The organism is Vibrio nigripulchritudo (genome assembly GCF_027924785.1).
Lineage (GTDB): Bacteria > Pseudomonadota > Gammaproteobacteria > Enterobacterales > Vibrionaceae > Vibrio > Vibrio nigripulchritudo.
This window is the reverse complement of record NZ_AP027049.1, coordinates 211,638-223,840: the sequence shown is the minus strand read 5'-3', so window position 1 is coordinate 223,840 and position 12,203 is coordinate 211,638. Positions and strand designations below refer to the sequence as shown.

The window sequence follows — 12,203 nt, the reverse complement described above, 5'->3', positions numbered from 1 at the left end:
GCTAAATGAACAGACTAATACGCTGGTGGTGGCATAGAAAACTGAAGGGAAACCCATACCAACAGCTCTTCGAAGCGCCCAACAAGACCGAATACGTGTCGCTGGATTGCGAGACCACCAGCCTGGATCCCAACCGCGCCGAACTGGTGACCATTGCGGCGACCAAAATCATCGAAAACCGGATTATCACCAGCCAGCCGTTTTACGTTCGATTAAGAGCCCCCCAATCGTTAGATGCCAATTCCGTGTGTGTGCACAAGATTCGCCATTCTGATCTGGAAGGTGGCATAAGCGAAAAACAGGCAATAGAGGCACTTATTGAGTTCATCGGCAATCGCCCGGTTGTGGGGTATCACATTCGATACGACAAGACGATTCTCGATCTCGCATGTCGAAAGCATTTGGGATTCCCATTACCCAACCCGCTTATAGAAGTGAGCCAGATCTATCATGAGAAGCTTGAGAGGCATCTTCCAAACGCCTACTTCGACTTAAGTCTGGATGCCATTTGTAAGCACTTAGGCTTGCCATTACAAGACAATAAGCACGACGCCCTACAAGATGCCATTTCCGCTGCATTAGTTTATGTACGGCTCAGATACGGCGATTTACCCGCCTTTACCTCTGCTTATGTGCGTTAATTTGCTCTGCAATTAAAGCCTAGATCCACCTCTCAGTTCTCTAAGTAACCGGCTGCTTATAAAGGCAAAACCACATTTCTCATCCTAAAGTCTAATTGTAGAAAAACTGGGGGTAGCTGAGAGTTAATACCAACCGATTTCCATATCATTTCGGAAATAATGGAACTTGCTGAATTCACAAGGAGAGAGCAATGAGTGAAGCCCACGTTTATCCGGTCAAAGAAAATATTAAAGCTAGGACCCATGCCGATAACGACACTTATCTGGCAATGTACCAACAGTCTGTGACCGACCCAGAGGGCTTTTGGGGCGAGCATGGAAAAATCGTAGATTGGATCAAACCATTCACCAAAGTAAAACAAACCTCTTTCGATACAGGTCATGTCGATATCCGCTGGTTCGAAGACGGGACTCTCAACGTTTCAGCCAACTGTATTGACCGCCACCTTGCTGATCGCGGTGACGATGTTGCCATTATCTGGGAAGGCGACGACCCAGCCGACGACAAAACACTTACTTTCAATGAACTGCACAAAGAAGTGTGCCGTTTCTCTAACGCGCTGAAAGAACAAGGCGTACGCAAGGGCGATGTGGTCTGCCTGTATATGCCGATGGTGCCTGAAGCAGCCGTTGCTATGCTGGCATGTACCCGTATTGGTGCGGTTCACACCGTGGTATTTGGTGGCTTCTCTCCAGAAGCACTAGCCGGACGTATTATCGACTCCGACGCAAAAGTGGTGGTAACCGCAGACGAAGGCGTTCGCGGTGGTCGCGCAGTGCCTCTGAAGAAAAATGTTGATGAAGCACTGACTAACCCTGATGTGAAAACCATCTCCAAAGTTCTGGTGCTGAAACGTACGGGTGGCGATGTTGAATGGCATGAGAAACGCGATGTCTGGTGGCACGAAGCTACTGCTTCAGTATCTGACGACTGCCCACCAGAAGAGATGAGCGCTGAAGACCCACTGTTCATCCTGTACACTTCCGGTTCAACAGGTAAACCAAAAGGCGTATTGCACACCACAGGTGGCTACTTGGTTTACGCGACAATGACATTTAAGTACGTATTCGATTACCAGCAAGGTGAAACCTTCTGGTGTACCGCTGATGTGGGCTGGATTACTGGTCACACTTACCTGATTTACGGGCCGCTTTCCAACGGTGCCAAAACCATTCTGTTTGAAGGCGTACCTAACTACCCAAGTACCGCTCGTATGAGCGAGGTCGTCGACAAGCATGACGTCAACATTCTATACACCGCTCCGACTGCCATTCGCGCATTGATGGCGAAAGGCAATGAAGCGGTTGCAGGTACTCACCGAAACAGCCTTCGCATTATGGGTTCCGTTGGCGAACCAATTAACCCAGAAGCATGGGAGTGGTACTACAAGACCATCGGCGACGAGAAATCTCCAATTGTCGATACTTGGTGGCAAACGGAGACAGGCGGCATCTTAATCACGCCTCTACCAGGCGCAACGGAACTGAAACCAGGCTCGGCAACGCGTCCATTCTTCGGAGTTCAGCCAGCTCTTGTAGACAACATGGGCGAGATTGTGGACGGCGCGACGGAAGGTAATCTGGTTATTCTGGATTCCTGGCCAGGTCAGATGCGTACGGTCTATGGCGACCATGAGCGCTTCGAGCAGACTTACTTCTCTACCTTTAAAGGCATGTACTTCACTGGTGATGGCGCACGTCGCGACGAAGACGGCTACTACTGGATCACAGGTCGTGTGGATGACGTACTGAACGTATCTGGTCACCGTATGGGTACGGCAGAGATTGAATCTGCGCTGGTTGCTTTCGACAAGATTGCAGAAGCCGCGATTGTCGGTGTTCCGCATGATATTAAAGGTCAGGCGATTTACGCCTACATCACTCTGAACGACGGTGAAATTCCAAGTGCTGAACTTCATAAAGAAGTGAAGAACTGGGTACGTAAAGAAATTGGCCCAATTGCCACGCCAGACGTATTGCACTGGACGGACTCTCTGCCTAAAACGCGCTCTGGTAAGATTATGCGTCGTATTCTTCGTAAGATTGCCACAGGCGACACAGGCAATCTGGGTGATACCTCTACGCTGGCAGACCCAAGTGTGGTGAATAAACTGATAGAAGAAAACCAAAACCTATCTTAATAATTTAATTCCATCTCTTTATCACTTGCCAGACCGGTTTCCGGTCTGGCTTTTTTTTACTTTCCACACGTAAGAAAAAGATTTTCCATCAAAGAATTAGATTAGAAAATTATTTGCCACTCACGCAAACAATTCGTGCTACATAGAGAAACCTTCACTCCAACTGCTTGCATAAAATAGCCTTCAATTTTTCGCAGTCATCAGAAATCATGTCTAAGCAGTTATTGAGCTCTATTACTTTTGCAACCGTATGTTTGATCTGGGGGACCACATGGATGGCAATGGAAGTTGCCGTAGAATCCATTCCGCCCATCACCGCTACGGGAATCCGTTTTCTCATTTCAGCACCCTTACTGATGGTCATCGCGTGCATGATGAAGCAACCTCTGCTTTTCCCAAAAAGGAAACGTAAGTTTATGTTGTCGGTCGCGGTATTCTACTTTGCTATTCCGTTCACCCTGATGATTGTGGGTGAGCAATACATCTCATCCGGGCTTGCTTCGATTATTTTCGCCAATATGCCCATTGCCGTTCTGGTTGTCTCTATGATCAGTTTGTCACTTCGTTTGGCGGCACATCAGCTATTTGGATTGGGAATGGCGGTGATTGCGTTATGCCTGATTCTGTCGGGTGAGTTGGATATGGGGACGGGTAATGACAATGCTGGTATTGTCGCTTTGGTCGTCGCGGTTTTGATTCATGCCGTAATGTACGTATTAACTCAAAAACACGCACAGGGTATCCACGTACTGACCTACAATGCTTTGCCTTCCGGCATCGCTTCGGTTCTGCTGTTGGTGACAGGTTCATTTCTGGAACAGCCTGACTTGCACCACATTTCCGATGAATCGGTTTACGCTGTTGTATATCTTGGGCTGGTGGCAAGTGTGATTGGCATTGTCGCCTACTTTTCACTGAACCAGATGACTTCACCATTTACGGCTTCTCTTTGCTTCCTGATATTTCCCGTTGTTGCGCTATTGCTGGATGCATGGGTAAACGATAACCATCTGTCTGAACTTTCTCAGCAACTTCTGTTGCCACTTTTAGTTGGAATTGTGATCGCAAAAATGCCGCAACTTCCTGAATGGCTTATGTCTCGCACCAGTAAATAACCTTTCCCGGGCTCGTCATTCAAATTGTCTCCTCTCTCGACGAGTCCGGTTTCTTTATCTTCCTCACAAATTTTCTTATCCTTGACACAAATTTGGCGAGGTTTGACCAGTATTTTGCTGCGAATTGCGCTGAATTGTCTATAATCGACAGTTAATTTGAGCAAGGTGGAAAATTTAGCCTCTAAATTTCATCACTGGCTCACAAAATTTGGAATGGCGAATTTTAAGCCCCAGTTAAAGGAAGATAACCTCACGATGGCAACAAAATCACGCATTCTGGTTCTGAACGGTCCTAATATTAATTTGTTAGGTCTACGTGAACCGGCACATTATGGCTCCAAAACTCTGGCGCAGATCATTCAGGATCTTGAATCTCAGGCGAAGTCACTCGATGTCGAGCTCACTCACCTGCAATCCAATCGTGAATACGAACTGATTGAAGCCATCCACGCAGCCATGGGAAATGTGGATTTTATCGTGATCAATCCAGCCGCCTTTACCCACACCAGTGTGGCATTGCGCGACGCATTACTGGGAGTCGACATTCCATTCATTGAAGTGCACCTGTCCAACGTTCACGCTCGTGAACCTTTCCGTCATCATTCTTATCTTGCCGACAAAGCAGTAGGGGTGATTTGTGGACTGGGCGCTCAGGGTTACCAATTCGCATTGGCTGCTGCGGTGAATCATCTGCAGTCAAACAGTAGTAAATGACACAGAAAACTCTCTCCAGTGAGAGTCACCTAATTTGAGAAAGAGAAGATAAGATGGATATTCGTAAAATTAAGAAGCTGATTGAGTTAGTGGAAGAATCTGGCATCGCAGAGCTTGAAATCTCTGAAGGTGAAGAGTCAGTACGCATCAGTCGCTCAGGTCCGGCACCAGTTGCTGCGGCTCCAATTCAATACGCAGCGGCGCCAGCTCCAGTTGCTGCGGCGGCTCCGGCAGCAGCACCTGCTCCAGCAGCGGCAGCAGCGGCAGCGGCGGCAGCGGCGGCAGCGGCGGCAGCAGAAGCACCAGAAGCCAGCGTACCAGCAGGTCACCAAGTTCTTTCTCCAATGGTAGGTACTTTCTACCGTTCTCCAAGCCCAGACGCTAAATCATTCGTTGAAGTCGGTCAGAGCGTAAACGCTGGCGACACGCTTTGCATTGTTGAAGCAATGAAAATGATGAACCAAATCGAAGCAGATAAATCTGGCGTAGTTACAGCAATCCTAGTGGAAGACGGTCAACCTGTTGAATTTGACCAACCGCTAGTTGTTATCGAATAACAGAGGCTGACTTTATGCTAGATAAATTAGTCATCGCGAACCGAGGTGAAATTGCACTTCGTATCCTTCGCGCATGTAAAGAGCTAGGTATTAAAACGGTTGCGGTTCACTCTACAGCTGACCGCGATTTGAAACACGTCTTGTTGGCCGACGAATCCATCTGTATCGGTCCTGCTCGCGGTATCGACAGCTACCTGAACATTCCCCGCATCATTTCTGCGGCGGAAGTAACAGGGGCTATCGCCATTCACCCTGGCTACGGTTTCCTGTCTGAAAACGCAGATTTTGCTGAACAAGTAGAACGCAGCGGCTTCATTTTTGTTGGTCCTAAAGCGGAAACTATCCGCATGATGGGCGACAAAGTATCGGCTATCACAGCAATGAAAAAAGCAGGCGTACCTTGTGTACCGGGTTCTGACGGTCCACTGGACGACGACGAGTCTAAGAACAAAGCACACGCAAAACGCATTGGTTACCCAGTAATCATCAAAGCGTCTGGCGGCGGTGGTGGTCGTGGTATGCGTGTGGTTCGCAACGAAGGCGAGCTTATCGAAGCGATTGCCATGACTCGTGCGGAAGCAAAAGCGGCATTCAACAACGACATGGTTTACATGGAGAAATTCCTGGAAAACCCACGTCACGTTGAAGTTCAGGTTATTGCTGACGGTCAAGGCGGTGCAATCCACCTTGGTGAGCGTGACTGTTCAATGCAACGTCGTCACCAGAAAGTGGTGGAAGAAGCGCCAGCACCGGGTATTACTGCTGAAATGCGTAAGTACATTGGTGAGCGTTGTACACGTGCATGTCTGGAAATCGGCTATCGCGGTGCAGGTACATTCGAATTCTTGTACGAAAACGGCGAGTTCTACTTTATCGAAATGAACACCCGTATTCAGGTAGAGCACCCGGTAACTGAAATGGTGACTGGCGTAGACCTCATCAAAGAGCAGCTTCGTGTTGCTGCGGGTCAGCCTTTGTCTTACACACAGGATGACATCAAGATCAGCGGTCACGCCGTTGAGTGTCGTATCAACGCAGAAGACCCAGAGCGCTTCCTACCATCACCAGGTAAGATCGAGCGTTTCCACGCACCTGGCGGCATGGGCGTACGTTGGGAATCGCACATCTACACCGGTTACTCAGTACCACCTCATTACGATTCAATGATTGGTAAGCTGATCACCTTCGGTGAAAACCGTGACGTGGCGATTGCTCGTATGAAGAACGCATTGGGCGAAATGATCGTAGAAGGCATCAAAACCAACGTACCGCTACAAGAAATGATCATGAATGACGAGAACTTCCAGCACGGTGGAGCTAACATCCACTACCTAGAGAAGAAACTCGGTCTTCAGTAAACACTGAATCGCTGAACTGTATAAGAACCACTCCCCGCGCTTAATCGGTGCGGGGAGTGTTTTTTTTGTGCAAATCGGCTAGACTCCCCCACCAAAATCAATACGACGAAAAAGGTGCATTCCAATGCCTTGGATTCAAATCAAGCTCAATGCGAGTGACAAGAACGCCGAACAGATCAGCGACATGCTGATGGAAGAAACAGGCGCACTGTCTGTAACCTTTTTGGATGCTAAAGATACCCCGATATTTGAGCCTCTGCCGGGCGAGACGCGCCTTTGGGGGGAAACGGACATCGTTGCCCTTTACGACGCGGAAATCGACGCTAAGCAGGTTCTGGCGCAAATCAGTGCTAGTGGCTTACTGGAAGAAGGCTTCGCCCACAAAGTGGAACAGTTGGAAGACAAAGACTGGGAACGAGAGTGGATGGAAAACTTCCACCCAATGCAATTTGGTAAACGCCTGTGGATTTGCCCAAGCTGGCGCGACATTCCTGACCCGACTGCGGTTAACGTGATGTTGGATCCAGGTCTGGCATTTGGTACAGGAACGCACCCTACCACTTCACTGTGCTTAGAATGGCTGGATGGATTGGATCTTGAAGGCAAAACCGTCATCGACTTTGGCTGCGGTTCCGGCATCTTAGCGATCGCTGCAATCAAACTGGGAGCAAGCAAGGTCATCGGTATTGACATCGATCCACAAGCCATTCAGGCATCCAGAGCAAACGCTGAACGAAATGGCGTTGCTGAACAACTAGAATTGTTCCTGCCACAAGACCAGCCAGATAACCTTGTCGCCGATGTTGTCGTCGCCAATATTCTCGCAGGTCCACTTCGTGAGCTCTCGGGTGTCATTAAAGGGCTGATCAAACCTGAAGGTATGCTCGCGATGTCTGGTGTGTTAGATACACAGGCAGAAGACGTCGCAAACTATTACCGCGATGAACTGAACATCGATCCGATTGTAGAACAATCAGAATGGTGCCGAATCTCGGGTAAGAAAAAAGCATAAAAGCAAGTGAAAGTAAGCGCTTCAACGCTAATTGACTGAAATTTGGGCATTTTCAAAAACAAATTGTAAATGCTCAAAAATTAAGCTTTTCTCTTTGCGAAAAAATGCGTAAAATGCGCGCCCTTGCTGGTATAGAACTGTGTCGTTGTTTTGAAAATCGGAAACTATCAACTTGAGAACAATCTGATCGTCGCGCCTATGGCAGGTGTCACCGATAGACCATTCAGAGAGTTGTGTCTTCGATACGGAGCTGGATTAGCCGTCAGTGAAATGATGTCGTCTAATCCAAAGGTCTGGAAAACAGCGAAATCCCAACAGCGCATGGTACATGAGGGCGAATCGGGCATTCGCTCTGTACAGATTGCCGGGGCAGATCCCCAGCAAATGGCAGACGCCGCACAATATAATGTCGAGAACGGTGCACAGATCATCGACATCAATATGGGCTGCCCTGCTAAGAAAGTGAACAAAAAGCTTGCCGGATCGGCGTTGCTGCAACACCCGGACATAATCGAAAAGATTCTGACCGCTGTAGTGAACGCTGTAGATGTCCCTGTGACACTAAAAACCCGTACAGGCTGGAACACAGACAATAAAAACTGTGTTCAAATCGCTAAAATGGCCGAAGACTGCGGCATCCAGGCACTAGCCCTACACGGGCGTACACGGGCTTGTATGTACAAAGGCGAGGCAGAATACGACAGCATCAAAGCGGCTAAGGCGGCGGTTTCAATACCGGTTATCGCTAACGGTGATATCGATAGCCCAGAAAAAGCCAAATACGTACTGGAGTACACCGGTGCAGACGCTTTGATGATTGGACGCCCTGCCCAGGGACGTCCGTGGATTTTTCAGGAAATCCGCCACTATTTGGAAAACGGCAGCACTATGCCTATGCTTCCAACCGAGGAAGTGAAAGACATTATGCTTGGTCATGTGAACGCTCTTCATGAATTTTATGGCGAGTTTTTGGGTCCCCGCATTGCGCGTAAACACGTAGGCTGGTATCTGAAAGAACATGAGCAGGCGAGTGAGTTTCGCCGTACCTTCAACGCGATAGAAGCAGCCAAGCTGCAACTTGAAGCGCTAGAAGGTTATTTTGATAACGTTGCATCATAATTACAGAAAAGAGCTAGACCGAATATGTTCGAACAAAATCTGACTTCCGAAGCATTGACAGTAACTACAGTGACCTCTCAAGACCAGATCACTCAAAAGCCATTACGTGACTCTGTAAAAGCGTCTCTTAAAAACTACCTTGCTCAACTTAATGGCCAGGAAGTCAATGACCTGTACGAATTAGTATTGGCAGAAGTTGAACAGCCACTACTAGACACTATCATGCAGTACACTCGCGGTAACCAAACTCGCGCAGCAACCATGATGGGTATCAACCGCGGTACGCTTCGTAAGAAACTGAAAAAATACGGCATGAACTAATCAACCGATTGGTTTAAATCGAATTTTTAAAGCCCTAACCTTCTGGTCAGGGCTTTTTTATTTCTTTTTGAATCCTTTGAACTTACACAAAAACATTTCCAATTAGCTCAATACATTTCGCATCACGCCAGCTTTTTTCACCCATCTCTTCAGAACTGCCCATCATTGTGGATTTATGCGTCTTTGGTCGAATTTATAACTTCGGCTCATCCACTATACTGAATTAAAACGTTAACGTATTTTTAACAATCTAAGCATACGGAACTTAGGCTGTTGAACGAATAACTACAACACCACCACCAAGACGCACTCATCGACGAAAGGACTGTCGTTATGAATAGATTTAGCTTGCGCAACGTATCCATTAAAGCTCGGCTTTACATCATGACCTTAAGTATCGCGGTGTTAATGTTGGCGCCACTTGCCTACATTAAATACGCGTATTACGGCGATCTGATTGAAGCGAAACAGGTCAAAACCCGGCATCTGGTCGAATCCGCTCATAGCCTTATCAGCCACTTCTACCAACTTGAAACTGACGGCGCTCTCAGCCGATCTGAGGCTCAGGAACAAGCTAAGGCTGCACTAAATAAACTCCGATATGAAGAGAACGACTACTTTTGGGTTAACGATACTCGCCCTTATATGGTGAATCACCCCATAAAGCCACAGTTGAACGGTAAAGATTTATCCGGCGTGAAAGACCCGACTGGCAAAGTTTTATTTGTTGAGTTTGTCAACGAAGTCAAACGCAACAACGGAGGGGGTTTCGTAAACTACATGTGGCCAAAACCGGGATCAGATGTCGACATCGAAAAGCTCTCTTACGTGAAACTCCACCAGCCTTGGGGCTGGATAGTGGGCAGTGGTGTGTATATCGATGACATAGATGCCCTTTTCTGGGAGCGAGCCAAATCGACGCTTTTGATCATTATCGCCTGTATTGTCGGAATGGGATTTATAGCGACTTGGTTTGGACTCAGCATCACCAAGCCATGTGAAGAGACAGAATACGCTCTTAATGATATTGCAGAGGGAGACGGTGACCTCACCAAAGCCTTACCCGCTAAAGGCAAAGATGAGCTAAGCCACATTGCCGCGGCTTTTAACCTTTTCACTCAGAAAATTCGCACCATAGTGACCGATATGGTTCCGGTGGGAGACGGCATCACCAGTGCCGCTACCCAACTGAATCAGGTTGCGTCTGACGCATCGATCAAAGCAGGAGAACAGCACCAATCGGTGGATACCGTTGCTTCTGCTATGGATGAACTGCATGTAAGCAATCAGGAAGTCGCGACCTCGGCATCTTCAGCTGCCGATGCAGCAGAGCAGGCAGCCAAGCTGGGTCAACAGGGTGTGCAAGTCATCGATAGTGCCACCAACCATATGACGTCACTGACTGAGCTTCTGACAGAAACAGAGCAAAGTACGCAGCAACTAGCGCAAGACTCAGAAACCGTCAGCACCGTTCTGGATGTTATCCGCGGCATTGCCGAACAAACCAATTTATTGGCATTGAATGCCGCAATCGAAGCGGCTCGTGCAGGTGAACAAGGACGTGGCTTTGCTGTCGTAGCCGATGAGGTGCGTACATTGGCAACCCGCACCCAGGCAAGTACCGATGAGATTGAGCAAATTGTGTCAAACCTTCAGGCAAGGGCGAAGACCGTCACCTCAGCAATGGAGAAAACTCAAACCCAGTCGAGCGCGACGCATGAACAAGCGCAGCATGCCCGAGCTACCTTAGCCGATATTGGTCAGCAAATTACTCATATTCTGGAGTTGAACCAGCAGATTGCGGATTCGAGTGCCCAACAGACACTCGCAACAGAAGAAATCAGCAAAAATCTGGTCCTCATTTCTGAAAACAGTGACCAGTCGGCTGCGCAAGCAACACAGGTAGCACAAGCCAGCGAAGCCCTGTTAAGCAATGGACAGGAACTACAAAACATCATCAGGAATTTCAAAGTCTGATTTAACTTCCCTCAAACGCCGTGAAATGCGGCGTTTTTTGTTATTGCTCACAAGCTGAAACTTGCTTTTCGTTTTTCACACTGTTCGTGACTTGTATCAATTTAATTTCATATCAATTTAATGAGAATGATTATCGAATACATTTAGTCACTGATGGAGAATCCCATGAAAGCCGCTGTGGTGAATGAGTTTAAAGGACCTTTAGTTATCAAAGACATCCCGCTTCCGAATGTAAAAGCGCGTGATGTTCTCGTCAAAATACACGCGTGTGGCGTGTGTCATACCGATTTACATGCCTGTCATGGCGACTGGCCAGTGAAGCCTAAAATGCCTCTGGTTCCCGGTCATGAGGGTGTGGGGGAAATTGTCGAAGTCGGCAGTGAAATCAAACACCTGAAAGTGGGAGACCGAGTGGGTATCCCTTGGTTGTACAGTGCCTGTGGGCATTGTGACTACTGCTTAGAAGGGCAAGAAACCCTATGTTTAGATCAACACAACGCAGGCTACTCTGTGGATGGCGGTTACGCTGAATACTGTCTGGCACATGGCGAATATGCCGTAAAAATCCCAGACGGAATCAGCTACGTCGATGCCGCGCCTCTCTTCTGTGCTGGCGTGACCACATACAAAGCCCTTAAAGTCACAGACGTTAAGCCTGGTCAATGGGTAGCGATTGTCGGAGCTGGCGGGCTGGGTCATTTAGCCATTCAATACGCTGCAGCTATGGGTATGAACGTCATAGCGGTGGACACCGGTGAGGAGAAGCTGGCATTAGCCAAAGAACTCGGGGCAACACACTGCATCGACTTTATGCAGCAAAAGCCTTCAGAAGTGATTCATGAACTGGTTGGTGGCGTACACGGTGTCGTGTGTACTGCTGTTTCAAAACCTGCGTTCCAGGAAGCATACAAAGCCATTCGCCGCGGAGGAGCTTGTGTCCTCGTCGGTCTTCCACCAGAAGAAATGCCCATCCCAATTTTTGATACGGTGCTGAACGGCGTCAAAGTAATTGGTTCTATTGTCGGAACCCGTAAGGACCTTCAGGAATGCCTGCAATTTGCTGCCGAAGGCAAAGTCAAAGCCATTACCGAAGTGAAACACCTCGAAGACATTAACGACATCTTTGCAGATATGGAGAAAGGTGAAATTAATGGGCGAATCGTAATGGAACTGGCATAGTTCGCGTTAAGCATAAAAAACAGTAAGGGCAGCCATGGCTGCCCTTTTCTTTTCAATTTAAAAAATCAC

General features: G+C 48.0%; 11 protein-coding genes. All 11 read left to right on the top strand.

What is annotated here, in order from left to right; all coding sequences use genetic code 11:
- Positions 1-5: 5 nt before the first annotated feature.
- Complete coding sequence (locus QMG91_RS01065) at positions 6-641, top strand: 3'-5' exonuclease (RefSeq protein ID WP_281828275.1); 636 nt, start codon at positions 6-8, stop codon at positions 639-641.
- 191 nt (positions 642-832) lie between these two features.
- The gene (gene acs / locus QMG91_RS01060; protein WP_281828274.1) at positions 833-2,782 is read left to right on the top strand and encodes an acetate--CoA ligase; all 1,950 of its coding nucleotides are present in this window, start codon (positions 833-835) and stop codon (positions 2,780-2,782) included.
- 209 nt (positions 2,783-2,991) lie between these two features.
- Positions 2,992-3,897, top strand: a complete 906-nt coding sequence (locus tag QMG91_RS01055; protein WP_281828273.1) for a DMT family transporter — start codon at positions 2,992-2,994, stop codon at positions 3,895-3,897.
- Between the two features lie 255 nt (positions 3,898-4,152).
- Positions 4,153-4,611 (top strand): type II 3-dehydroquinate dehydratase, encoded by a 459-nt coding sequence (gene aroQ, locus QMG91_RS01050; protein ID WP_004402015.1) that lies wholly within the window; start codon positions 4,153-4,155, stop codon positions 4,609-4,611.
- Positions 4,612-4,664: 53 nt separating this feature from the next.
- Positions 4,665-5,168: an acetyl-CoA carboxylase biotin carboxyl carrier protein gene (accB, locus tag QMG91_RS01045; protein WP_281870118.1), complete on the top strand. Its 504-nt coding sequence runs from the start codon at positions 4,665-4,667 to the stop codon at positions 5,166-5,168.
- A 14-nt stretch (positions 5,169-5,182) separates the two neighbouring features.
- The gene (gene accC, locus QMG91_RS01040; RefSeq protein WP_281828268.1) at positions 5,183-6,526 is read left to right on the top strand and encodes an acetyl-CoA carboxylase biotin carboxylase subunit; all 1,344 of its coding nucleotides are present in this window, start codon (positions 5,183-5,185) and stop codon (positions 6,524-6,526) included.
- A gap of 124 nt (positions 6,527-6,650) precedes the next feature.
- Complete coding sequence (gene prmA / locus QMG91_RS01035; protein WP_022551797.1) at positions 6,651-7,538, top strand: 50S ribosomal protein L11 methyltransferase; 888 nt, start codon at positions 6,651-6,653, stop codon at positions 7,536-7,538.
- Positions 7,539-7,688: 150 nt separating this feature from the next.
- Entirely contained in the window at positions 7,689-8,657 is a 969-nt protein-coding gene (dusB, locus tag QMG91_RS01030; protein WP_281828265.1) for a tRNA dihydrouridine synthase DusB, read from the top strand.
- Positions 8,658-8,681: 24 nt separating this feature from the next.
- Complete coding sequence (fis, locus tag QMG91_RS01025) at positions 8,682-8,978, top strand: DNA-binding transcriptional regulator Fis (RefSeq protein ID WP_002542007.1); 297 nt, start codon at positions 8,682-8,684, stop codon at positions 8,976-8,978.
- Between the two features lie 333 nt (positions 8,979-9,311).
- Positions 9,312-10,955, top strand: a complete 1,644-nt coding sequence (locus QMG91_RS01020; protein WP_281828261.1) for a methyl-accepting chemotaxis protein — start codon at positions 9,312-9,314, stop codon at positions 10,953-10,955.
- Between the two features lie 165 nt (positions 10,956-11,120).
- Positions 11,121-12,134: an alcohol dehydrogenase AdhP gene (adhP, locus tag QMG91_RS01015; protein WP_022551800.1), complete on the top strand. Its 1,014-nt coding sequence runs from the start codon at positions 11,121-11,123 to the stop codon at positions 12,132-12,134.
- Positions 12,135-12,203: the final 69 nt, after the last annotated feature.